General features: G+C 73.7%; 19 protein-coding genes, 1 tRNA gene and 1 pseudogene. 4 read left to right on the forward strand and 17 right to left on the reverse strand.

Annotation, left to right across the window (positions count from 1 at the left end; genetic code table 11):
* Positions 1-9 precede the first annotated feature (9 nt).
* The 9 genes from ACIO9J_RS29440 to ACIO9J_RS29480 form a co-directional block, all read right to left on the reverse strand.
* Positions 10-1281, reverse strand: a complete 1272-nt coding sequence (locus tag ACIO9J_RS29440; RefSeq protein ID WP_402006047.1) for an alpha-glucoside ABC transporter substrate-binding protein — start codon at positions 1279-1281, stop codon at positions 10-12.
* On the reverse strand, positions 1278-2462 hold the full coding sequence (locus tag ACIO9J_RS29445; RefSeq protein WP_402006050.1) for a hypothetical protein: 1185 nt from the start codon (positions 2460-2462) through the stop codon (positions 1278-1280). Before ACIO9J_RS29445 ends, ACIO9J_RS29440 begins: the two co-directional genes overlap by 4 nt.
* Entirely contained in the window at positions 2459-3919 is a 1461-nt protein-coding gene (locus ACIO9J_RS29450) for a VWA domain-containing protein (RefSeq protein WP_402006053.1), read from the reverse strand. The genes ACIO9J_RS29445 and ACIO9J_RS29450 overlap by 4 nt, the downstream gene beginning before the upstream one ends.
* On the reverse strand, positions 3850-6279 hold the full coding sequence (locus ACIO9J_RS29455) for a tetratricopeptide repeat protein (protein ID WP_402006056.1): 2430 nt from the start codon (positions 6277-6279) through the stop codon (positions 3850-3852). Before ACIO9J_RS29455 ends, ACIO9J_RS29450 begins: the two co-directional genes overlap by 70 nt.
* Positions 6276-8030 (reverse strand): trypsin-like peptidase domain-containing protein, encoded by a 1755-nt coding sequence (locus ACIO9J_RS29460; protein WP_402006059.1) that lies wholly within the window; start codon positions 8028-8030, stop codon positions 6276-6278. Before ACIO9J_RS29460 ends, ACIO9J_RS29455 begins: the two co-directional genes overlap by 4 nt.
* A 290-nt stretch (positions 8031-8320) precedes the next feature.
* Positions 8321-9199, reverse strand: coding sequence for a MerR family transcriptional regulator (locus ACIO9J_RS29465; protein WP_402006062.1), 879 nt, complete (start codon positions 9197-9199; stop codon positions 8321-8323).
* Positions 9200-9251: 52 nt separating this feature from the next.
* The gene (locus ACIO9J_RS29470; RefSeq protein ID WP_402006065.1) at positions 9252-11219 is read right to left on the reverse strand and encodes a transglycosylase domain-containing protein; all 1968 of its coding nucleotides are present in this window, start codon (positions 11217-11219) and stop codon (positions 9252-9254) included.
* A 107-nt stretch (positions 11220-11326) separates the two neighbouring features.
* A complete protein-coding gene (gene snpA, locus ACIO9J_RS29475; protein ID WP_402006068.1) occupies positions 11327-12010 on the reverse strand; it encodes a snapalysin in 684 nt (227 codons plus the stop codon).
* 110 nt (positions 12011-12120) lie between these two features.
* The gene (locus ACIO9J_RS29480) at positions 12121-13386 is read right to left on the reverse strand and encodes an MFS transporter (protein ID WP_402006071.1); all 1266 of its coding nucleotides are present in this window, start codon (positions 13384-13386) and stop codon (positions 12121-12123) included.
* 200 nt (positions 13387-13586) lie between these two features.
* Here ACIO9J_RS29480 and ACIO9J_RS29485 point away from each other — a divergent pair.
* Positions 13587-13895 (forward strand): annotated as a pseudogene (locus ACIO9J_RS29485) (IclR family transcriptional regulator C-terminal domain-containing protein); the annotation flags it as partial.
* Here the strand turns inward: ACIO9J_RS29485 and ACIO9J_RS29490 are convergent.
* A complete protein-coding gene (locus ACIO9J_RS29490) occupies positions 13855-14472 on the reverse strand; it encodes a TetR family transcriptional regulator (RefSeq protein ID WP_402006074.1) in 618 nt (205 codons plus the stop codon). The pseudogene ACIO9J_RS29485 and the gene ACIO9J_RS29490 sit on opposite strands and share 41 nt — an antisense overlap.
* A 93-nt stretch (positions 14473-14565) precedes the next feature.
* Between ACIO9J_RS29490 and ACIO9J_RS29495 the strand changes: the two genes are divergently transcribed.
* Together ACIO9J_RS29495 and ACIO9J_RS29500 are read left to right on the forward strand one after the other, a co-directional pair.
* Complete coding sequence (locus ACIO9J_RS29495) at positions 14566-15507, forward strand: oxidoreductase (protein WP_402006077.1); 942 nt, start codon at positions 14566-14568, stop codon at positions 15505-15507.
* Between the two features lie 333 nt (positions 15508-15840).
* The gene (locus tag ACIO9J_RS29500) at positions 15841-16557 is read left to right on the forward strand and encodes a hypothetical protein (protein WP_402006080.1); all 717 of its coding nucleotides are present in this window, start codon (positions 15841-15843) and stop codon (positions 16555-16557) included.
* A gap of 14 nt (positions 16558-16571) precedes the next feature.
* On the opposite strand, the gene ACIO9J_RS29505 is transcribed toward ACIO9J_RS29500, so the two are convergent.
* From ACIO9J_RS29505 to ACIO9J_RS29525, 5 genes are all read right to left on the reverse strand, one after another.
* Positions 16572-17909: a cytochrome P450 gene (locus ACIO9J_RS29505; protein ID WP_402006083.1), complete on the reverse strand. Its 1338-nt coding sequence runs from the start codon at positions 17907-17909 to the stop codon at positions 16572-16574.
* 46 nt (positions 17910-17955) lie between these two features.
* A complete protein-coding gene (locus ACIO9J_RS29510) occupies positions 17956-18144 on the reverse strand; it encodes a hypothetical protein (RefSeq protein WP_402006086.1) in 189 nt (62 codons plus the stop codon).
* A 154-nt stretch (positions 18145-18298) separates the two neighbouring features.
* On the reverse strand, positions 18299-19180 hold the full coding sequence (locus ACIO9J_RS29515; protein WP_402006089.1) for a calcium-binding protein: 882 nt from the start codon (positions 19178-19180) through the stop codon (positions 18299-18301).
* A gap of 255 nt (positions 19181-19435) precedes the next feature.
* A complete protein-coding gene (locus tag ACIO9J_RS29520) occupies positions 19436-20500 on the reverse strand; it encodes an isopenicillin N synthase family dioxygenase (RefSeq protein ID WP_402006092.1) in 1065 nt (354 codons plus the stop codon).
* 154 nt (positions 20501-20654) lie between these two features.
* Positions 20655-20879, reverse strand: coding sequence for a cold-shock protein (locus tag ACIO9J_RS29525; RefSeq protein ID WP_402006094.1), 225 nt, complete (start codon positions 20877-20879; stop codon positions 20655-20657).
* Positions 20880-20941: 62 nt separating this feature from the next.
* Here ACIO9J_RS29525 and ACIO9J_RS29530 point away from each other — a divergent pair, with 62 nt between their 5' ends.
* Positions 20942-21778 carry a helix-turn-helix domain-containing protein gene (locus tag ACIO9J_RS29530; protein ID WP_402006097.1) on the forward strand — a complete coding sequence of 279 codons (837 nt, stop codon included), beginning with the start codon at positions 20942-20944 and terminating at the stop codon, positions 21776-21778.
* Positions 21779-22135: 357 nt separating this feature from the next.
* Here the strand turns inward: ACIO9J_RS29530 and ACIO9J_RS29535 are convergent, their stop codons facing one another.
* Both ACIO9J_RS29535 and ACIO9J_RS29540 read right to left on the reverse strand, forming a co-directional pair.
* Positions 22136-22345: a hypothetical protein gene (locus ACIO9J_RS29535; protein WP_402006100.1), complete on the reverse strand. Its 210-nt coding sequence runs from the start codon at positions 22343-22345 to the stop codon at positions 22136-22138.
* Between the two features lie 213 nt (positions 22346-22558).
* Positions 22559-22631: transfer RNA gene (locus tag ACIO9J_RS29540), tRNA-Arg, on the reverse strand.
* Between the last annotated feature and the right edge of the window lie 109 nt (positions 22632-22740).

The following is a 22740-nucleotide window of genomic DNA, read 5'->3' on the forward strand; positions in this document are numbered from 1 at the left end:
CCCGGGGGCTCAGCCGCCCGGCGGCGCGCAGACGCCCGAGTCGGGCGGCCCTGCGCCGGGCGCGGCCCGCGCGCGCACGGTGTCGAGCTGCTTCAGGAGCGTGTCCAGGCGGGCGTCGTCCGGGTCCTTGAAGTACTGAAGGACGGCGCGGTGGAAGGCGTCGCGCAGACCGGGCGGCAGCACGTCCGACGCGTCGAAGCAGAGCGTTTGGGCCTGCCCGGTGAGGATCTTCGCGATGCGCCGTCCCGTCGGGTCGGTGGGCTGCGGGTCGGTGGCTGCGGGGAACAGCGGCCGCAGTTCGGGCGCGGCCCCGGCCCGCCACAGCGAGCGCGCGGTGCGGCCCGACAGGCGCTCGACGAGCTCGCGGGCCCGCGGGTCCTCGCTGAACACGGCGGCCATGTCGCCCGCCACCTCGTAGGCGCCGTCGTACGCGGCGGGCCCCGGCAGGAAGCCCGCCGACGGGCCTACGCGGACCTTCCGGTCGGCGTAGACGTACCGGATGAAGGCGCTCTGGTGCTCGTGGGTGCAGCGCGGCGAGAGCGAGCCGAGCAGCCCGCGCGGCTCCGAGCCGGGCTTCGCCGGGTCGGGCGTCCCCTCGTACGACGTGGTCAGGGACTGGTCGACGGATTTCTCCGAGCGCTTGCCGAGCAGCGCGGCCCAGGTCGTCCAGGCCGCGCGGACCCGTGGGTCGCGCCAGCTGATCCGCCCGGTGGCCCAGCGCGCGTAGACGTCGGGGCCCGAGCGGTGCAGCAGGATGTCCTCGATCCAGTCGGTGCCCGGCCAGCCCGAGGTGGCCTGCGAGGCGAGGCCCACGCACCAGTCGGGGGCGGCGGCGGAGCGCCCCCGGTCGCTCCAGACCAGGCTCTTGAGGTCGACCTTCAGGGGCACCCAGTAGGTGTGGCGCCCGCCGCCGAGGTCGAGGGCGGGTGCCCAGGGCGGATAGGCGCGGTCGTCGAGCGGCTGGAGGCGGTCGGCGCGGGCGTACTCGGTGAGTTCGCCGATGCTGTTGAGGATCGCCACGTCCGGCGGCGCGTCGGCCTCCAGCTGGGCGACGAGCGTCTCGCGCAGGGAGCGGGTCCCTTCGTAGGAGTACCGCTGTCCGGTGCCGTCGTCGAGCCGGTGCAGCATCGTCTCGAAGGCCTCGCCCTCGGCGCCCGTCCACGGTCCGAGGACGACGAGGGTGGTGGGCCGCTCGCCGCCGCAGGCGCCCGCGGTGAGGGCGGTGAGGGCGAGCAGACAGGCCGCGAGCAGGGCGCGCACGGCCGCGCGGGCCCGCCTCACGCGGCGGCCCCCGCGCGGGCGATGAGCACGTACTCGCGCCGGTAGCCGTACAGCGCGGCGCCGGTCAGGACCGCGCAGAGCAGCCCGGCGGGCACCACCCACGGCGCCGCGCCGTCCAGGGCGGGCAGGCGCCCCGCGGCGAGGTCGTGCCGGGCGTCGTGCGCCAGGGAGTCGATGAGCAGGGGGTGCGGCCGGCCGAAGGGCCGCTCGTCGTGGGTGCTCTCGATCCGTGGCGAGGTCCGTTCCGACAGCTCGCCCGCCACGTCGGTGACGCGCTGCTGCGCGCGGTCGGCGAGCACCGCGTCGGCCGTCAGGAACGGCACGGCGAGCAGCGGCGCCGCGGCCACCAGGAGCGGGACGCTGACGCGCAGCCGGAAGCGGTGGTGGAGGAAGACCTGGGTGCGCCACAGGCCGACGACGAGCAGTCCGCCCGCGAGCGCGGCGAAGGCGGCGGCGACGAGCACCCCGGCGCCGAGGCCCGCCCGCTCCGCGAGCCTGCCGCGCAGGTTCCCTTCGAGCGTCGAGATGCGGTCCACCACGGCGGTCGCGTCGGATCCGGTGGTGTGCGGGCACGGCGGGTAGCCGTCGGCGGCCGGTTTCGCGGCGGCCGCAGAGGTGGGCGTGGTCGCGGGCGCGGAGCAGAGCATGCTGCGGGCGTAGGAGAGCCCGGCGTCCCGCAGGGCCGCGTCGCCGACGTTGCTCTGCGCGAAGGCGATCCAGTTGCCGTAGTCGACGACGAGCCCGGAGATGACGTCGAGGTCCTGGCGTTCCTCGGTGGTCAGGGCGCCGCTGCGGGCCACCTGGTTGAGGCTCTGGGTGGCGTGGGTGGTGCGGGTCCGGTAGCGGTCGCTGAGCCCGCCGAGCCGCACCGCTTCCCCGGCGGCCAGGCTGAGACCGGCCTCGCGGTCGGCGATGCGCAGGGACATCTCGGCGTCGGCGAGCGCGACGAGGGCGGGGGTGAAGCTGTCGCGCAGGGCCGCCGAGTCCGCGCGGAGCTGTCCGTAGGCCCAGCCGAAGCAGGCGGTCGCGACGACGGTGAGCAGTGGCAGGGCGATCATCCGGTCGCGCAGGTAGGCGCGGTTGCGGGGCCGTCCGGTCAGCGGTGGCGGCCAGACGTACCTGCGCAGTCTGCGCAGTACGTCGGCGGCGATCAGCCGGGCGGTGTGCGGGGAGCCCGTCACCGCGGGCCGCCGGGCCGCCGGGTGCGGGCGGCGCGCTGCCCCGGCAGGACCGTGGTGCTCGACTGGATGCGGGCGGCCTCCACGTCGAACTTCGCGATGCGGTCCAGGAGTTCGACCTCGCCGCGGGCGCCGTCGCGGACCCGGACGAGGCGGCGCAGATGGTCGCGCATCGCCGTGTCGCCGACCGCTTCGGCGAGCCGCCAGGCCGTCCCGAGCAGCGCCTCCGCGGTCGGCCTGTCGGCGCGCTTGAGCGCTCTGCACGCCTCCTCGAAGGTGCCGTGCAGCTCCTCCATGTGCTGGTAGTGGGAGACCTGCGGGTCAAGGCGGCTGTACAGGTCGGCGTCGTCCGTCCAGCGCATCAACACCGGTACGGGAGGCGGGAGTTCGAGTCCCTCCGGGTCGTACGCCCCGATCTCCACCTCGGTGAGCAGCAGCTCCTTGCCGAGCTGCGCGGGGTCGTAGGGCGCGCCGATGCCGAGGAGGTAGGCGCGGGTCTCGGTGCCGCACGGCGCCAGCTCGTACTCGTGGACGGGGCCGCCCGCGCCCGTCCCGACGCCGGTGAGGTCGACGCGTGCGGGCGTGAGCGCGGTCCGGGTGGGGTGCACCTGCTCGAACAGGTGCGGGTGGGCGCCCGCCCGGTGGGTCAGGCGCAGCCGCAGCCCGGTGACGTCGCGCTCGGCGGCCCGTCCGGTGAGCGCGGCCAGCTCGTCGGGGAGCCGGGTCAGGTCCGCGACGGCCCGGGTCCGGCCGCTCAACGCGCCCGCGATCAGCAGGAGTTCGTCGGTCTCCCAGGCGTCCCCGATGCCGACCACGTCGCAGTCGAAGGCGCCCGCGCACCGCTCGACGCGGCCGCGCAGCTCCGCCTCGCTCTCGTAGCCGGGCTCGTTCCTGCCGTCGGTGAGCAGCAGCGCGTGGCGTACGTAGGCGGGGGCGGCGCCCGCCGGGAGTTCGCGGAAGAGGCGTGCGGCGCGCTCCAGCCAGGTGCCCATCGCGGTGCCGCCGCCGGGGGTGCACTCGCGCAGCGCGGTCTCCGCGGCGGCCCGTGTGTCGGGGCTCGCGACGGCGAGGCCGGGGCGCCTGGGATAGATCATGGTGGCCCGGTCGGCCCCGGCGACCAGCGCGAAGAACGCCCCGTCGGGGATGCGGGCGAGCGCGCTGACGGCGGCGGCGCGGGCGGCCGCGAGGCGGCTCGGCGGGATCACCATCGAGGACGAGTGGTCGATGAGCAGGACCTCGGCGAGGCGGGGTCCGGGGTCGGCGCACGGGGGTGCGGCGGGTGCGGCGCGGGCCGTGTCCGGTCTGCGTACCGTCACCGTCACCACCGCGTACATCCGTGCCGTCTCGTCGGCGTGCGGTGCGCGCGGGCGCGGCAGTTCGACGACCTGGCTCACCTCCAGGCCGATCGCGGCGCGGGCGTGCCCGCCCTGATCCAGTTCCTGATCTTCGTACCGAGCCATGGAGTGTCCCTGCCGTGACGGGAGTGCCGGAGTGCGAAGGGGCGTACCGCGTAGGCGCGGTCCAGGAGGAGTTCGGCGAGCGGTGCCTCGGTGTCGGTGGCCGGGGCGTCCCTGGCCGCCTGCTGGGCCAGGCCCAGATAGAAGCGGGACAGGTCCTTGCGCAAGCCGTCGGCGTCGCCGGGGAATTCGAGCCGCGGGTCGGCCGCGGCGGCGAGGGCGCGCAGTTCGGCGGCGGTGACGAGCGGGCGGACGGCGTCCTGCGCGCCGCCCTGCGGCGGGTCGCCTTCGTCCGCGCCCGCAAGGCGGTGCGCGGCGTCCCACGCCTCCGCCTTCATCCGCACGCGCGCTTGTTCGTCGGTCAGCCCGTGCGCGGAGAAGAGGCCGGCCAGGCGGCGCAGCGCCGTGCCGAGCCCCGCCGCGTCGTGGGCGTGGCCGATGTGGATGCGCACGGCGGCGGTGCGGGCCGCCGTGCGGTGCCGGGAGTGCTGGGGCACCGCGTCAAGGGCGGCGATCGCGGCGGTGAGGGCGTCGGGCCCGCCGAGCGCGAGCCGGGCGCGTGCGGCGCCGAACGCGGCGCTGCCGAGCGAGGGGTTGCGCAGCCGTACGGCCTCGTGGAACGTCAGCGCCTCGTGCCAGCGCCCCAGGTGCTCGGCGCAGTGCCCGAGGGCCAGCTTGGGCGCGTACTCGCCGGGGATCGCGGCGTAGACCCGGTCGAAGTGGTCCCGCGCCTCGGCCACCCGGGAGCGGGCGAGCGCGAGCAGCCCGCGGTGCCAGTCGAGGCGCCAGTCGTGCGGGGCGTCGGCGGGCCCGATGGCGCCCTCGGCCAGGGCGAGCGCGGTCCCCGCGGGCGTCAGGTCGCCGTCCGAGCGCAGCGCGGCCCGCAACCGCAGCCGGCAGCGCAGCAGATGCACCTCGGGGGAGTCCCGCCAGTCCCCGGTGTGCTGCAACAGCGCCTCGGGGTCGTCGTCGCCGAGCCTGCTGAGCTCGCCGTGGTGGTCGTCGTCCGGGTCGGGGCGCGGCACGGGCAGCCGCTGCGCGACCTCGGGCGGTCCCGGGGTGGTGCGGTGCGGTGCGGAGGGCGGGGCGGCCGCCCAGCGCGTGACGTCGGGGGCGGCGCCGAGGCCGCCGTCCAGGGCGTACGCGGACTGGTGGAAGAGCGGCGACGGCTCGAAGGTCTCGGCGCCGGTGCGCAGCGAGCGCAACTCGCGGAAGACGCCGCGCAGTTGGTCGGCCATCTCGCCCGCCGTCGCGTACCGGTCGGCGCGTTCGGTGCGGGTGGCGCGGCGCAGCGCCCTGGCCAGGGAGACCGGGCCGAGGCCGCGCGCGTCCGCGCCCGGCCCCTCCAGCGGGCCGAGCGCGGCGAGGGCCGCCAGGTCGTGTCTGCTGTCGCCGAGTCCGCACAGGGTGCGCAGGGTCTCGCCGAGGCTGAACAGGTCGTCCTGCGGCAGGGATTCGCCCCGGTCGCCGACGCTCGGGGCGCGGTAGAGGGAGGTGGTGAGTCCCGGCGCGCCCGCGCGGCGCACGCTGCCGACGTCGATGAGTTTGGTGGTGGAGCCGTCGTGCATGACGTTCGACGGCTTCAGGTCGCCGTAGACCTTGCCGCGGTCCGGCGCGTGCAGATGGGCGAGCGGGGCCAGGATGCGCACCCCGTAGGCGAGGACGAACTCCAGGAGGCGGCCGCGGCCGAACTCCTCGGGGCGCTCGTGGGCGCGGTCCCCGACCTCTTCGAGGGTGAGCCCGTCGACGTACTGGAGGACGAGGAAGTCCCCGATCCCGGTGTGGTGCCCGTAGTTGAACACCCGGATGAAGCCGTCGTGGTTGAGCTCGACCAGCTCCTTGCGTTCGCCCTTGAGCAGGCTGTACGAGTCGGCGGCGAGGTCGGCGTGCAGCATCTTGATGGCGACGGCGCGGTCGTCGACCTTGGTGTCGCGGGCCAGGCACACCTCGCCGAGGCCGCCGTAGCCCAGCGGCCGCACCAGGCGGTACTGGCCGGCGAGCAGGGTGCCGGGCGGCAGCGGCAGTTCGCCGGGGAGCGCCGCCCCGGCGTCGGCGTCGCCGTCCGTGCTGTCCGCGCGGTCCAGGAGCGTGATGGTGGGCAGCACGGTGGGGTCGGCGTTCTCCGGGGGGAGTTCGACGCGGGCGGGGCGCGGAGGGGCGGGGGTGCCGACGCCCGGGTCGACGATCCAGTGCTGGGAGGACTCGTCGGTGCCGCCGGTTCCGGCGGCGGGCGCGTGGGGCGCGGCCGCCGCCGAGTGCAGTCCGGTGTCGGGGTCGACGCGCTCGCCGCTGGCCAGGCAGTAGCCGGTGGGCGTGAGGGTGCCCGCACAGCCCGGGTGCGGGCAGCCCGCGCCGGGCGTCACGCGGCACCGTCCGGCTCCGTGAGCCGCCGTACCACCCGGGCGAAGGCCGTCACCGCGCGTTCGGCGTCGGCGAGCGGGCAGGGCCCGGACATCAGGAGCCGCTGCGCCTCGCGGTAGGGGCCGACCGCGTCGGGGTGTTCGGCCATGCCGTGCCGGGCGAGCCCGGCCTGGTGGTCGCGGAGCAGCGCGCGCAGGCGCAGATGGTCGTCGAGCATCCCGCGCAGCTCGTATTCGATGCCGGTGGCCCGCAACAGGTAGGTGTCCACGGCCTGTTCGGCGTGGCTGAGCTTCTCCAGGAGGCGCGGTCCGCCCCGCCCGGCGGGCGGCTGGAGTTCGGTGCTGAGCTGTACGGTCCACAGCGCGGCCCGCGCGGCCAGGCTGGTGGCCGCGGGCGGGTCCACGACGTGCGGTTCCACGCGCTGGTAGAGGCGCCTGGCGCGCCGCTCGGTGTCGGCGAGCGCGTCGACGCGGGTGCCGATGCGCTGGAGCCAGCGCGGCGCGTGGTCGACGGGCAGCAGGTGTTCGGCGGCCGCGTACGAGAAGCCGTGCGCGCTGTCCCTGACCACGAGCAGCAACCGGGCGCCGGACGCGGACAGTTCGCGCAGGATCCGCACGGCCGTGGTGGGCTCGGTGGCGGAGCCGTCGGCGAACAGTACGGCGACGGCGGGGTGCCTGCGCGGGGCGTGCCGCAGTTCGTGCCGGAGCACGGCGAGCGCCTCGCGCAGTTCGGGCACGTCGGGGTCGTCGAGCGCGACGCCCTCCAGGTCGAGGACGAGGCCGATGCTGCCGACGCGCGGGGAGATCCCGGCCCGGGAGAGCAGCGGGGTGCCGGTCGGCGGGCGGGGTTCCCCGGCCGGGTCGCCCGGCGGGTCGGGACCGTCGGCAGGCGCCAACTCGACCGGTGTGACGGCGAGTTGGGGAGAGAGCTCACGGTCGGCCATGTTCAGGACGACGTACAGCGCCTGCCGGGCCCGCTCGTCGCCGTCGGAGAGGAAGAGGATCTCGGTGTCCCAGGCGTCCGCGTCGGCGTTCAGCCAGCGGGTGACGGCGCGCTGGAGCCCGTGCGGGCGGGCGGCGCGGGCGGCCTCGGCGGAGACGACGCGGCGGCCCGGCACGGCGTGCGGCCCGGTGACGTACCGCTCGGCGAACCCGCGGAAGTACTTGGCGACGGTCGCCGCCGGGATCATGTACCCGTGCGCGCCGCTCTCGTCGGCCTGCGCGACGATGCCGAGCAGCCGGTCGGTGCCCTCCTCGCGGACCCCGGCGCCGCTGAACCCGCCGCGCAGCCCGCCGGGTCCCGTGATGTCGATCTGCACCCGCTCGTCGCCCTGGCCGCCGGGCCCCATGCAGGCGCCGGTCAGCCACTGGCCGCCCGAGCGGTACTCGGGGAAGCCGTCGATGAGGACCGGCGCGCCCCGGTAGTCGAGGGTGCGGTGCAGGGTGACCGGCGAGGGCACGGGGGCCGCCTCGTCGAGGACGAGCACCGCGAGGTCGCCCTGCGCCTTGCCGAACGGCGGCACCCAGTGCCCGGCGGCCACGGTCGCGGTGCGGCGCGGGGTGCGGGGCAGGCCCTGGAGCATGGGGAACTCGACCTGGACGCGCTCGGGGCGAAGGCCGGTGTCGGGGTCGATGATCACATGCGCGCAGGTGAGGACGCGGTCGGTGCCGAACAGCACTCCGGCGCCGAGGACGTCACCGCTCCCCGACGCCGCCCACCGGCGCAGCCGCACACGCCAACTCGCATGATCCATCGGAGAGTCGACGCCCCCGTCCACCGCTCGCGCATCCCCCTCCATGCTTCCTCAGAATAGGTGCGGGGACGGGCGAAGTCGCCTGCGCTGCATGGGGAGGTAGTGGGGGGAAGGAGGGGGCGTACGGGACCACCCCCTCCTTCACGGTCCCGCCGTCACACCTCCTCCCGCACCCCCTCGCGCCTCCCCGGCCCCGCGCGTCACTCCGCGCGCGAGACCGGGAACGCGTGTCACTCCGTGCGCGAGACCGGGAACGCGTGTCACTCCGTGCGCGAGACCGGGAACGCGTGTCACTCCGTGCGCGAGACCGGGAACGCCACGTCGCACACCTCGTCGTCGGGCCCGGTCTCCGCCCACTCGGCGAAGTACACCTCGCGGCACGGCCCGGTCAGGGTCAGCCCCCGCTCGGCGGCCCATGCCTCCACGGCGTCGAAGGCGGCGATGATCTGCGGGAAGGAGACCTGTGCCTTGGTGATCCTGGTGTAGGCCAGCCGGTGCGCGGGCTCCACCCGGACCTTCGTGTCGAAGGCCCGCCCCCGTCGCTCGGCCCAGGCGCGGGCGGCTGCGGCGTCGGCCACCGGCACACAGGCCTCGGCGGGCCCGTCGCTCTCCTCCGTGACCTCGGAGTGGTAGACGACGAAGCAGGGCGCCACCGCGCCGCCGCACTCCCGCGCCGCCTCCTCCAGTCGCGCCGTGGACGCGGCGATCCAGGTGGGCAGTTCGTCGGCGACCAGGTGCCTGGTCTCGGTGATGACGTGCCGCTCCGGCACGTCCACGGTCTCGACCTCGAATGTCGCGTACAACTCGGTGTTCCTTCCCGAGAGCCGTCCACGGAGGTAGCGCGCGAGCGTCCGCTGTTCGGCGAAGCGCTCCTCGACCCCGGCCCAGTACGCGTCCAGTGCCCGCGCCGCCCGCGCCCCGCCGGACCCGACCACCTCGGCGATGTCCGCGAGGGGCATGTCGAGGCGGCGCAGCAGGGCGACCGTGCGGGCCGCCTCGATCTGGCCCGCCCGGTAGTAGCGGTAGCCGTTGGCCTCGTCGACGTGCGCGGGCGGCAGCAGACCGAGCCGGTCGTACAGCCGCAGCGCCTTCGGCGAGAGCCGCGCGCGGGCGGCGAACGTGCCGATGGACAGCAGGTCGTCGTCGTTCACGGGGTCATCCTCCGTCACCGGGCCGGTCGGCCCGGTGCCATGGACGATGGGGTCTGCCCCAGGGGCAAGGTCAACGCGCGGCGGTGCGGGCCGGCTCGGGCCTGGCGTACGCCTTCCAGATCCGCGGCGGGAACACGCTGCCGCGCCCGGACTTGGGGCCGCCCACGCCCGACATGGGCAGCAGCTGGGGCTCGCCCGAGCGGACCCGGAACATCGTCACCGCCGTCGACATGTCCCCGTCGAAGCCCACGAACCAGGCCGACCTGAGCCGGTCCTGGTCGCCGGTGCGGCCCGCCGCGACGCCCGGCGCCACGCGCTTGCCGCCGGCCCGCAGCGCCCGGGTCACCTCGCGGGCCACCTGCGGGTCCAGGGCGCGGCGCGACACCGGCTCGTCGAGCCCCTCCAACTCGGCGCCGTTCTTGACGACCTTGGTCACCGAGTAGGGGTCGTGGCGCACTCCGTCGCCCGCGAACGTGCCGTACGCGGTGGCCATGCGGATGGCGCTGGGCGTGGACGTGCCGATGGAGAAGGTCGGCTCCAGGCGGGCCATGCTCCCGCGCAGCAGCCCCGTTCCGACGGCGGTGTCGCGCACCTTCTCCCTGCCGACCTCCTTGCCGAGGCGTACGTAGGTGGCGTTGCCGCCCGACGTCAGGGCCTGGCCGAGGGTGGGGTGGTCGGGGTCGCGGGCGCCGGACAGGGTGCCCAGGGTGCCGTCGGGGGCGTAGGCGCTGTCGGCGGTGATCGTCCCGCGCAGGTCGCGCGAGACCCGCACGCCCGCGTCGGCGGCGGGCGTGCGGGAGGACACCCCGTGCTGGAGCGCCGCCGCGAGCACGAACGGCTTGAACGCGGAACCGGCGGGGACGCCCGAGGTGTCGGCGTTGTTGGTGAAGTGCAGGGTGGCGTCGGGCCCGCCGTACAGCGCGAGCACCGCGCCGTCGGACGGGCGCACGGACGCGGCGCCGACCTGCACGTCCTTGTCGGCCGCCCGCTTGCGGGGGTCGATGTCGCGGCCCACGACCTGGCGCACGGCGCGCTCCAGGCGGCGCACCTTGGTCCGCTCGAAGGTGGTGTGGATGCGGTAGCCGCCGGCCGACAGGTCCTTGTCGGTGAGGCCGAGGTGCTGGCGCAGGTACCGGTTGGCGACGTCGACGAGATAGCCGGTCTGGCCGCCGAGGCTGGTGGAGCGCGACTGCTTGCGCGGCTCGGGGAACGTGCGGTACTTCGCGCGTTCCTTCTCCGTCATCAGGCCCACCTGGACCTGCCGGTCCAGGATCCACGCCCAGCGCCCGCGGGCCCGCTCGCGGTTGCCGCGCCCGCCCGAGGGGTCGTACAGCTCGGCGCCCTTGAGCATCGCGGCGAGGAAGGCGCCCTGGCTGGGGTCCAGCTTCCGCGCGGGGATGCCGTAATAGGCGTGCGCGGCGGCCTCGATGCCGTTGGCGCCGCGCCCGAACCAGCTGGTGTTGAGGTAGCCCTCAAGGATCTCGTCCTTGCTCTTCTTGCGGTCCACCTTCAGCGCGATGACGAACTCCTTGACCTTCCGCGTGACCGTCTGGTCCTGCGAGAGGTAGGTGTTCTTCACGTACTGCTGGGTGATGGTGGAACCGCCCTGCGTCTCCTGGCCGCGGACCATGTTCACGCCCGCGCGCAGCAGGCCCTTGGGGGAGACGCCGGAGTCGCGGTAGAACGACGCGTTCTCGGCGGCGATCACCGCGTGCACGGCGGACGGCGCGATCTGGTCGAGCCCCACGTTCTGCCGGTCGACCTCGCCGGTGCTCACCATCTGGGTGCCGTCGGCCCAGTAGTAGACGTTGGCCTCGCGGCGGGCCGCCGCGTTCTCGTCGGGGATGTCCACGCTGGCGTACACACAGCCGAAGAGCGTGCCGAGGGCGGTGCACAGGAGGGCGAAGGAGCCGAGCCACTGGCGCCAGGAGGGCAGCCAGCGGCGCGGCCCCGAGCGGCCGGAGCGCGGGTAGTCGACGAGGCGGCGCCGGCCGCGGCGCGGCGCCTTCGTCCCCTGAGCACGAGAGTGTGTCCCCATGCCGGAGGAGAGGGCTCCGCGCGCGGCCGGGTTGGCCACATGCGTGTTTGCCGTTCGTAACAGCCGCTGCCGCGGGGGCGGTTAGGGCCTGATCCGCCGGACAGGCACTAACGGACCTTGGTCAGCGCGCCTTCGTCCTTGAGCGTGGCGATGCCGCGCGCCCAGATGCTGTTGACCCGCGACCGCTCCTGGGCGTTGGGGTAGGCGTTGGTGCAGGACGTGCCGGGGCCGCCGCCGGACATCAGCTCGCTGCACGGGCCCGAGTAGTGGTCGGGCAGACCGAGCACGTGGCCCGTCTCGTGGGCCGTCACCCGGGTGGAGTTGTACTGCTGGTTCTGCCGGTAGTCCAGGAAGATGTAGCCGTGGCCGCGCCCGTCGGTGGAGGCGTACGAGCCCCGGGAGTCATTGCCCTCGCGGTACTCGAAGTCGGCGCCCGAGCTGGACTCCTGGAGCTTCACGTTGCTGACCGAGGAGTTCCAGATCTGGGTGCTCGACGCTATCTGGCTGCGGAAGCTGGGCGCCCTGCTGGTGCTGTAGCGGACGGTGACGACCTGGATGCCGGGCTTGGCGGCCTGCTTCTTCAGGGCCGACTTCATGACGGCCTCGAAGAACTGGCGGTTGGCCGCCTGGTCCTCGGCCGAGGACGCGGAGGGGGAGTACGTCGACGTGCGGAGCGTCGGCGCGGTCTCGGCGGTGGGGGAGGGGGCCGCGAACGCCGCGGGGGCGGTCAGGGTGGCCACGAGGGCGGCGGTGCCGAGGGCCGCGACGACGCCGGTTCTGGTCTTGATCATGGGGGTGTCCCTTCCGGGCTGGAGGCCTGCGGGGTAGGCCTCCGGTCGGGACGAGTATCGGGAGCGCGGGCCGAGTTGCACCGATGCCATTCGGCGATAACGTCACGGCATCAACTACCGTGCGCGGGCTCTCTGTTGACGCGGTGGATGTCCCGTACGCAGAGGTTGAGGACGCTGGCACCGGTCACGACGCCCGCGCAGACGAGCAGCATGGTCCGCTCGTCCCAGGCGCCCGCGGCGAGCGCGACGACGAGATAGCTGAGCGGGATCGCGAGCCGCTCGCCGACCTGGTTGAAGGAGCTCATCCGCCCCAACTCGGCGCTGGGTACGTGCTGTTGGAGCGCGGTGACCCAGGTGACGCCCGCGATGTCGAGGCAGACGCCCGCCAGCGCGGTGGCGAGCAGCAGCCAGGGCAGCGGGAGGCCGAGCGCCAGCGCGGCGAGCGGCAGGGCGAGTCCGGCGGAGGCCGAGACCGCGACGACGAGCAGCCGGCGGGGCTTCCAGCGCAGACAGACCACGGTCCCGGCGAGCAGCCCGAACGAGAAGGCGCCCTGCACGAATCCCCAGGTGCGGGCCCCGTCGTAGTGCTCGTCCGCCGTCACGGGTCCGAGCAGCTGATAGCCCGCGAGGAAGGCGGCGACCAGCACGGTCCCGGCCGCCGTGTACGTCCACAGCCAGGTGCGCGAGCGGAAGCCCCGCCAGCCCGCGCGCAGATCGGCGAGGACGCCGCTCGCGACGACCGGTGCGCCGAGCCGCAGTCCGAGCAGCAGCAGCGCGGCGACGGCGAAGGTCAGCGCGTCGAAGCCGAGCGCCCACGCGGGCCCGCCGAACGCGACGATCAGCCCGCCGGTCACCGGGCCGACCACCTTGACCGCGTTGGTCGGCAGCCGCAGCAGCGCGTTGGCCTGCTGGAGCTGGTGCGGCGCGACGAGCTGGGTGACGACGCCCTGCGCGGCGGGCGTGGTGAAGGCCACCGCGACGCCGGAGACGAATCCGCAGGCGGCGATCGAGGCGGGGGTGGCCCGTCCGGTGGCCACCACGAGGGTCAGGGCGCCCTGCGCCGCGGCGGCCAGCAGATTGCCGCCGAACAGCAGCCTGCTGCGCGAGACCCGGTCCGCGAGCACCCCGCCGACCAGCAGGAACACCACGGTGGGCACGGTGTTGGCGGCGAGCACCACGCCGAGCGCACCGGCCCCGCCGCCCGCGCCGAGCACGGCGTAGGCGAGGGCCAGCGGGGCCATCGCGGAGCCGGTGGCGGAGACGAGGTTGGCGAGGACGAACCTGCGGAAGGCGGGCACGCGGAGCGGGGAGGAGGGCGCGGGTCTCCCGGCGGCCGGTGCGGCCTCGTCGGACGTCGTGTTCCCCCGCTGGTCCATGATCCCCCGCTGCTCCGTGACCGCTCGGATCGCGGTCGGCCCGAAGCCTAGGGGGTAGGGGCGCGAGCACCCGTGGGGGTGCCCCCGGACACGGGGCAATTGGAATCAGCCATTCCGCGTCGGTGAGCAGAGCGCACACCGGCGCGCCTACGGGGAGCGACAGATGACCGAAGGCACGGCGGGGCACGGACCGCCATCTCGCGCGCCATCCGGTGGAGCGCCTCACCCCGTACACCGTCCCCGACGAACGGGCCCTGCTGCGCAAGCTCGCCCGCACGGACCGCGGCGGCCCCGTGCACGAGTGGCGGCAGTACACGCCCGGCACGGTCTGCGCGGCCGTGCCCATCACGGCGGGCGCGGTCCCCTCGGCCCTCGCGATCTCGCTGCCCGCCGAGCGCGCGGACCGGCTGCGCCCGCCGGCCGGGGAGCTGCGGCGGCAGGTCGAGGGGACGCTGACGTCGCTGTCGTTCAGCGTGCGGGCCGCACCGGGTCGAGTGCGGGAGCGATGACCGCGAAGGCCCGGTCCATCAGGTCGGCCGGGTCCTGGGTGCCGTCGCTCGCGCTCCAGTGCCGCAGCACGGAGTCGAAGGCGGTGAGCGCCATGCCCGCGGCCATCCGCGGATACAGGTCGGTGTCGGCGTCCAGCCCGAGGCGCCCGGCGAGCTCGGCCGCCAGGTCCTCGCGCCACTGCGCCTGACGCTCCAGGAGCCGGGCGAGCAGCGGGGGCGTGCGCAGGATGAGCTGGACCACAGGCAGCGCCCGGTCCGAGTGCGCGTCGCAGGCGGCCATGGAGGTCCAGATCGCGTGCTGGAGCGCCACGGAAGGGCGCTCGTCCAGGGGCCGGGACGTCAGCTCGGCGTGGATGCCGGTGCCCATCCCGGCGAGGAACTGGACGACGACGTCCTCCTTGGACGCGAAGTACCGGAAGAAGGTCCGCTTGGAGACCCCGGCGCTGGTCACGATCTCGTCGACGGTGACCGCTTCGAACCCCTTGGAGGCCAGCAACTGAAGGGCCGCCTCGGTCAGTTCGTCGGCGACGAGCTGTCGCTTGCGCTGGGCCAGGCTGTTCTGGGGACGGGAGCTCACCGGCCCATCGTAACGCCGGGACGTCGCGCACTGCCTCACATGGCACGCGGTAGCGCATTGACACCGAGTGCCACAAAGGGCAACGTGTGCCGCATGACGCAGAAGCAGCGCTGGACCACCGAACGGATTCCGGACCAGACCGGGCGCCTGTCCGTGGTGACGGGGGCCAACAGCGGACTCGGCCTCGCCACCGCCCGCGCCCTCGTCGGACGTGGCGGGCAGGTGATCCTCGCCGTGCGCGACGAGGACAAGGGCCACCGGGCCGTCAGGGACATCACCGCGACGCATCCCGGGGCCGGGGAACGCCTCGAAGTGCGCCGGATCGACCTGACCGACCTCGAATCGGTCAGGGCCTTCGCCGACCGGCTGCACGCCGACCGGCGGAGCATCGACGTACTCGTCAACAACGCGGGCGTGATGGCGCCGCCCCGCACGCTGAGCCCGCAGGGTCACGAGCTCCAGTTCGCCGGCAACCACCTCGGCCACTTCGCGCTCACCGGACTCCTGCTCGACCTGCTGACCCGCGGCCGTGACCCGCGCGTGGTCACGGTGACCTCGGTCAACCACCGCAAGGCGACGATCCGCTTCGACGACCTCACCGGCGCGCGCCACTACTCGCCCATGGGCCACTACGACCAGTCGAAGCTGGCCAACGCCGTCTTCGGCAGGGAGCTCCACCAGCGCCTGACCGCCGCGGGCAGCCCGGTGCGCAGCGTCCTCGCACACCCCGGCTACACCGCCACCAACCTCCAGACGGACGGCCCGACCAAGCTGGTCTCGCTCCTCTTCGGCCGCCTCCTGAAGCCCCTCGCCCAGTCGCCCGCCGACGGCGCCCTGCCCCAGCTCTACGCGGCGACCGCGCCCGAGGCCGAGGGCGGCCGGCTCATCGGCCCGGACGGCAGGGGCGAACTGCGCGGCGCCCCCACGCGCGTGGAACTCGGCGCCCCCGCACGGGACCCGGAGACGGCACGGCGCCTGTGGGAGGTGTCGGAAAGCGCCACCAAGGTGCGCTTCGGGCTGCCGGCGGCTGTCTGACTTTCACGAAGTTGCCACGCGAAGCAACCATTTGGGTCCCGTCGGAGTTGTCCCCCGCCCAGTAGAATTCCGGCGCTCGACACGGCCGGAATGAGACGAGGGGACTCGATGGCACAGGGGGGCTGGGGCCCGAGAAACGCCCCGGGACAGGGAAACACGAATCCGTACGGGGTGCCGCAGCAGCCGAATCCGTACGGTCCACCACCACCGAATGGCCAGAACCCGTACGGTCCGCCGCCTCCGGGCCCCTACCCGCAACCCCAGCGGCCCCGACCGGCCCCGCGACGCTCCCGGCTCGGCTGCGGCGCGTTCTTCGTCTCGCCGCTCATCCCGGTGCTCCGCTCCGCACGCGGCCGCGCCGAGGCGATCTTCAACCAGCCCGGCGGCGGGCGCGTGGAGGACCGGCTGGTCTCCCGCGTGCAGCTGTGGCGCGCGCTCGTCGGACTCGCCGCGAGCCTCGGCCTCATCTACGCCTACGGGGCGGACGACGGCTGGAGCGGCGTCGCCAACGACGGCGTGGTGAAGCTGCTCCTCGCGCCGCTCCTCCTCATGATCACCGGGCCGCTCGCGGTGCTCGCCTTCATCGGCCTCGCACCCGCCGACCAGCGCCCCGTGCTCCGCTCCCGGCTGCGCGCCCCGCTCAAGGCCGTCGGCTGGTACGTCGGCATCTTCGCGGGCACCGTGGGCGTCCTCATCGGCGCCGCGCTGCTCCTGAAGCAGAACTACGGCACGCTCCTGAACGGGCTCGTGGCGCTCGCGCTGCTCATCGGGCTCCTCTGGCTGCTGCCGTTCATGCTCTTCTCCTCCGCCTACGCGGCCCGTTACGCCTTCAACACCGCCAACGTGCACGCCTCGCTCCCGGCCGCGCTCACCGTCGTACTCGTCTGGGAACTGACGCTGTGCAGCATCGCGCTGGACGGCGGGCTGCCGCACGGACCGCCGGCCGCGCAGTGGTGCGCGGTGCTCGGCGGTCCGGTGTCCGTGACCCTGGTGGCGCTCTGGGAACTGCACCGGATGCGCACGCGGTACGGGGTGCGCATCCGCGGCTGAGCCGCCGTGCGGGGCTACGGCGTGCGCGGGTCCACCGTCATGCGGATGTCGTCCGCCGCCCACAGCACGAACCGCTCGACCGGCGCCACCTCGTGGCCCGGCTCGGACCGGAACCGGAAGCGCTTGAGCAGCACGGCGAGTACCAACTGGGCCTCGACCGTGGCGAGTTGCGCGCCCTCGCAGCTGCGCGGCCCGACCCCGAAGGGGATGTAGGCGAGCCGGGGCCGCCCGGCCGCCTCCTGCGGCGTGAACCGCTCGGGCCTGAACCGCTCGGGCTCCGGCCAGTACCGGGGGTTCATGTGGACGGCCCAGAACGGGTAGAAGATCGTGGTGCCCGCCGGTATCCCGTACGCCCCGAGCGTGAGCGCCTCGGTCGTCTCGCGGGCACCGTAAGGACCCGGCGGGAAGAGCCGCATCGACTCCTTGAGGACCATGTCCAGATAGGTGAGGCGGCGCAGGTCGGCGTACTCGGGCGCGGCGCGGTCCCCGAGCACGCGGTCGAGCTCGGCGGCGACCCGCTCGGCGACCTCGGGGTGGCGGCCCAGCAGATGCAGGGTCCAGGAGACGGCCACGCCCGTGGTGTGGTGCGCGGCGAGCAGCGTCACCATGACGGTGTCGCGGATCCGCGCGGGCCGCTGGCCCGCCTCGACGAGCGCGCCGATCAGATCGCTGCGGTCGGTGCGCCCCGCGGAGCGGTGGGCCGCGATCACCCGGTCGACCATGGCGCGCAGCTGCCCGAGCGCGTCCTCGACGCGGGCGGCCCGCGCCGCCGCCCGCGCCGCGTCCTCCGAGTCGTCCGGCACCTGGTAGAGCCGTCCCAGGTGCTCGGTGAGCACCACCTCGAAGGCGGCGACGGCCCGTTCGGGGTCGGTGAGGCCGTCGGCGCCGCCCAGCGCGTAGGCGCAGATCATCCGCAGCGACAGCTCGGTGAGCTCCTTCTGGAGCGCGACGGGCGTCCCGTCCGCCCGGCCCGCGAGCCGGTCGGCGAGCTCCGTCGCCAGGGCGGTGAACTGCGCGAAGTGCCGCTCGTGGGAGGGGCGTCCGGCGAGCACCGAGAGCAGGATGCGCCGCCAGGGCCCGTGTTCCTGGGCGCCGAGCACCTGGAGGTTCTCCGCCTCGTGCAGCGGCGAGAGGAACTCGAAGAGCTTCTCGGGCCGCTTGTCGATGTGCGCCGTCGCCTCCAGGAGCACGGGATCGGCGACGGAGACGGCCGTCTCCACACCGGGCAGCTGGAACCGTACGACGGGTCCGAACTCCCGGTGCAGCCACAACTGGTAGGTGTGCAGGCCCCCGGCGGCGGCGATGGCCCCCACGCCACCGTCCGCCATCGGCTCGGGTCCAGGAATGCGCATGCCGTGCTCCCTCTGTGCGCTGGCTCGTACCGGTCGTGGCGGTCGTTCACGACGCGGCCCCTTCGGCGTCGATCACCCCGCCGATGACCAGCAGGATGACGGGGAAGACGATCAGCAGCAAAGCCATGGTCCAGCCCATCTTCGCCGTTGTCCTGTTCGCGACCTTCCCGCACAGCAGGGCCACGGGCACCAGATAGAGGATCGCGGCGAAGAAGGCCACGTACAGAAAGCCCATGAGGATTTCTCCGAACTTGTTCGCCGGCTCGTCACAGTGGACCACACTGCCCGGACGCTGCCGTCGGGCGGAGTCGGCGGGACCCGGCACCGGCCCATGCGCCGGGGGCGCGGCGCGCTCTTCGGCGCGCCGTGCCCCCGGGCCCGTGTCGAGGTCAGTCCTGGTGGACGACGTTGCGGCCGGGGCCGCCGGAGAGGACGTCCTGGCCGGGACCGCCGTACAGCTGGTCGTCGCCGCTGTTCCCGTAGATGGTGTCGTTGCCGCTGTTGCCGTACAGGATGTCGTTGCCCTTGCCGCCGTACATGAAGTCGTCTCCGGCACCGCCGTAGATGGTGTCGTTGCCGTCGTCGCCGTTCAGGTGCTGGCGCCCGGCACCGCCGTGGATCTCGTCGTCGCCCGCGCCGCCCTCGACGGCGCTCTCCTCGCCCTCCGAGTAGATGACGTCGTTCTGGTTGCCGCCCTGCGCGATGCCGCCGGCACCGGCGTGGATGGTGTCCTTGCCGTCGCCGCCGGCGGCCGTACCGTTCTCGCCCACGGTGATGTCGTCGTCCCCGGTGCCGCCGAGCACGGCGTTGCCGTCGATGCCGTTGGTGTGCTTCCAGGTGTCGTTGCCAGGACCCAGGTCGGCGCGGGCGAAGTAGTAGGACTCGCCACCGGCGTTGTCGTAGCTGACCGAGTCGTTGCCGTCGCCGAGCATCAACTGGAGCGCGGGGTAAGGGTCCTGGCTCTCCAGGGTGTCGACGCTGCACGACACCTTGGTGTGGTCGGCGGCGTCCGGGTAGGAACAGCCGGCACCGGCGTCGATCGTGACGGCGTCGTCGATCAGGTAAGTGACCTTGCCCGTGCTCTTGGTGGCGGTGACGCTCACCTTGTTGGCCTGCCCGGGGGCGGCCGTGTAGACGACCTCGCGGTCACCCTCGCCGACACCGGCGGTGGCGGAGGCGGCGGAGCCCGCGGAGCCCGCGGCCCCCGCGCTCCCGGCGAACAGCAACGGCGCGGAAATCCCGGCACTGACGGCCAGCGCCACGGCTGACACGGTTCGCAACGTACGACGCCCGGAGAAGTATGAGGACATGGCAAAACCTCCATGATGCGTAAGTGGTCCTTGCAATTAGGTGGGACATCAGGGGTTTGTGGTTGGTTGCGGAGAAACGCGTCGGGAACTATCCGAAATCGATCGTTCCGGTCCCTCAACGTAGCTGGTGAGCAGGGCTGTTGGCGTAGAACTCGTCAGCTCGACGACCGCTTTTAAGGCGTACGTCAGCGGAAATTCATGAGGATTCAGGAGGGCTCATGAGGTGCGGGGGTCGGAATCCGCGGGAATCCCGGAAATCCCGCAACTCCCGGAAGCATCCGAACTCCCGGAATGGGTCGGCGACGTGCCGTAGATCGACCGCATCTTGGCGTGGAGATAGTCCCCCGCGCGTACGGCCGGATAGGCCGTACGTCCCACGGGGGCGGGCAGCGAGGCGATGCTGGTGTCGGGGGCGCAGGCGTGGAAGTACACCAGGGAGGTGAGTTCCTCCTGCGGCGCGTCGGCCGGTGGGGGCAGGACGCGGTGGCGGCCCGAGCGCCAGCGGTCGCCGCTCCAACGGGCCATCAGATCACCGATGTTGAGGGTGACCGCACCCGGCTCGTACGGTGCGTCCCGCCACCCGCTCCGCTCGTCGTGCACCTGGAGGCCGCCCTTGCCGGTCTGCCGGTCCAGGAGGGTGAGGAGCCCGAAGTCGGTGTGCGGCCCGATGCGGAACTGGCCGGGGGCCGCGGGGCCCGTCTCGTCCGCCGCCGGGTACCAGTTGACGGTGAAGTCCCAGTTCGGGCGGCCGGTGTGCCGGGTGAAGAAGTCGACGGGCCGGTCCAGGGCCGTCGCCATGACCTCCAGTGCGGTGTCGGCGAGGGCGCGCATGCGGGCGGTGTACTCGGCGACGAGGGGCCGCAGGGCGGGGACCTCCGTGCCGGGCCACCGGAGGGGCAGCCGCCGCGTACGACCGGGCCCGCCACCGGAGTCCGCGGCGCAGGACCAGACCTCCAACAGGTCCGGCGGCGTCTCGGTCCCTTCGGACCGCCCGACGGTCACCCGCTCCCTGCCGACCCATCCGCGCCGCCCCGCGTGCTGGGCGTACCGCTCCTTGACGGCCGGGGGCAGGTGGAAGAACTCGCTTGCGGCGGAACGGACTTGACCGGCCAGCGCGGGGTCGGTCCCGGGCCCGGTGACGAGCAGGAAGCCGGTCGCTCGGAGGGCGCGATCGACGCGGTCCGCGAGCTGCCGCCGGGCAGCGGCGGTTTCCGTACCGCCGTGCGGATCCGCGTACCAGGGACTGAGGTCGATCACGGGAATGCGGGCGGAGGACGCCATGAGGGGCTCGCTTCCGAGGAGCGGGAGGAGGACCGCACCAGCATCGGAACGGGCGCCCCCACACCCCAAGTCAGGTGGGCCGGGGCGGTGGGATCAGGCGTGGAGGGGCGGCCTGCCGGTGGATTCCGGCGGGCTCTCGGGCCCCGCGTACCTCTCAGTCAGACCGGGGCACGATGCTCACCGCGCGATAGTCGTACCCGTCCTGCTTGAACCCGGGCGCCTCCCAGGTGAGATCCACGCGCTGCCCGGGGGACAGGGTGCGGAAGCCGGACGTCTGGATGTCGGAGAAGTGCCCGAAGCAGCCCCCGGGGGTCTCGGGGGAGTCGAGAACTCCCCATCCCTCTTCTTCTCGCCACTCTCGAACGGTCGCGGTCACCATGCGGGAACTCTACGGCCCGAAGTGGTGGAGGCACTTCGGCCCGTACTGGGTACGTTCGCCGTGTGAGCACCGACTTCCAGCAAGGGCGGACGGCCCTCGGCGCGCGGCTGCGTGAGCTGCGCGCCGGCACCTCCCAGCGGGTGCTCGCCGAGCGGCTCGGCTGGCAGCAGTCGAAGGTCAGCAAGGTGGAGGCGGGCCGCCAGACGCCGACCCTGGTGGACCTCTCCGCCTGGGCGCACGCGGTGGGTCAGCCCGCGCTGGCCGACGAGCTCGCGGCGCGCCTCCAGGGCATCGAGTCGCACTCCCGCTCGTGGCGGCGCCAACTGCGGTCCGGGCACGGGCCCGTGCAGGACGCGCTCACCGTCGAGTACGAACGTTCCACGGTGCTGCGCGCCTGGGAGGGCGCCAAGGTCGTGGGCATGCTCCAGACGCCCGACTACGCCCGCCATGTCTTCGCCCGCTACGCCGAGCTCCACCGTTCCCCACGCGACCTCGACGAAGCCGTACGGGCCCGGGTGAAGCGCCAGGAACTCCTCCACCGTCCCGGCCGCACGTTCCACATCGTCATGTGGGAGGCGGCCCTGCACGCGGGCATCGCACCCCGCCACGTCCGCGCCGCTCAACTCGACCGCCTGGTGGGCGCGGCCGGCCTGGACACCGTGCGGCTCGGCATCGTCCCCCTGGGAGCGGAGGTCGCGGTCCCGCCGGCCAACGGCTTCTGGCTCTACGACGACCGGCTCGCCATCGTCGAGAACTGGCACGCCGAACTCTGGCTCGACGACGCCGAGAGCACGGCGCTCTACCGCCGCGTGTGGAACGCCCTGTCGGACTCGGCCGTCTACGGCGCGCACGCCCGCCGGGTACTGACTCACGCCCGAGCACATCTCGAAGGCCCCTGACCACCGCGACGAACAGACCTCGCCGCCCCGGCCCACCCGCCTACCCACCTTCCCCCCCTGCACCGGCACGGTTCGCACCCCGTGTGACCGGAGTGCAGTCACGTGCCGTCTGCACACACTGCCGGTACCGGGGGTTCCGCTGTGAGATGAAGACAGCCCCACCTCGGCGCGCTGCCTCCCGCGCCGAGGACGCCGCCCACCCAGCGCCTCCCCACCTGGGCGGCGTCCGTCCGGCCCTGCGGCGCCGTCATCCGCCGCAGGGCGCACGACGAAGGCCCAGGCCACGGATCTAGCGTCCGTGGCCTGGGCCTTTGCCGTACCGGCAGCTGCCGGGGTGCGGCGTGGGAAGCCTCTCCGTCAGACCTTCTCGACTCTCACCGGGTGTCCCGCGAGGAGTTGGTTCATGTCGTCGGTGTCCGAGGTGAAGACGGTCGTCTGAGCTCCCTGCGCGGCTTCCCGCACGGCCACGGCTGCCAGGACGGCGTCGATGGCGTACTTGTGCCCGTGCGGACCGGCCGCCTTCAGCATGTCGCGCGCCATGGCGATCACCTGGTCGTCGGTGTGCACGAGGCGGATCCGGGACAGAGCCCAGCTCCACAGTGCCTGCCTCGACGTCTCGCGAGTCGAACACGAAGACGCGCTACCGTGCTGCGCCGCCGCCCGCCCTTCTCGGCGGAGACCAGCTCCTTCATCCGCCCACGCAAACGGCCCCGGACGCGTCCGAGGCCGAATTGAAGCTCTCCCGGGGGATGAATCCCGTGTCAGAGCTGTAATGCGTTGTGCCCCCGGCAGGATTCGAACCTGCGACACCCGCTTTAGGAGAGCGGTGCTCTATCCCCTGAGCTACGAAGGCTGGGTCGGGGCTGCCGCTGGTGCAGCCCAGGACAGGGTAGCGGATCGGGTCGTGGTGGTGCGTCGGAAGGGGGGGCTGGCCTGGAGTGGGGATGAGAGCACCGCTCTCC

The organism is Streptomyces sp. NPDC087300, assembly GCF_044744425.1.
Lineage (GTDB): Bacteria > Actinomycetota > Actinomycetes > Streptomycetales > Streptomycetaceae > Streptomyces.

Bases quoted from the DNA above. Each gene is read 5' to 3' on its own strand.
- ACIO9J_RS29495 (WP_402006077.1), top strand. From the start codon at position 14,566: ATGACGCAGAAGCAGCGCTGGACCACCGAACGGATTCCGGACCAGACC.
- ACIO9J_RS29460 (WP_402006059.1), bottom strand. From the start codon at position 8,030: ATGGATCATGCGAGTTGGCGTGTGCGGCTGCGCCGGTGGGCGGCGTCG.
- ACIO9J_RS29505 (WP_402006083.1), bottom strand. From the start codon at position 17,909: ATGCGCATTCCTGGACCCGAGCCGATGGCGGACGGTGGCGTGGGGGCC.
- ACIO9J_RS29525 (WP_402006094.1), bottom strand. From the start codon at position 20,879: ATGGTGACCGCGACCGTTCGAGAGTGGCGAGAAGAAGAGGGATGGGGA.
- ACIO9J_RS29510 (WP_402006086.1), bottom strand. From the start codon at position 18,144: ATGGGCTTTCTGTACGTGGCCTTCTTCGCCGCGATCCTCTATCTGGTG.
- ACIO9J_RS29450 (WP_402006053.1), bottom strand. From the start codon at position 3,919: ATGGCTCGGTACGAAGATCAGGAACTGGATCAGGGCGGGCACGCCCGC.
- ACIO9J_RS29470 (WP_402006065.1), bottom strand. From the start codon at position 11,219: ATGGGGACACACTCTCGTGCTCAGGGGACGAAGGCGCCGCGCCGCGGC.
- snpA (WP_402006068.1), bottom strand. From the start codon at position 12,010: ATGATCAAGACCAGAACCGGCGTCGTCGCGGCCCTCGGCACCGCCGCC.
- ACIO9J_RS29480 (WP_402006071.1), bottom strand. From the start codon at position 13,386: ATGGACCAGCGGGGGAACACGACGTCCGACGAGGCCGCACCGGCCGCC.
- ACIO9J_RS29520 (WP_402006092.1), bottom strand. From the start codon at position 20,500: ATGGCGTCCTCCGCCCGCATTCCCGTGATCGACCTCAGTCCCTGGTAC.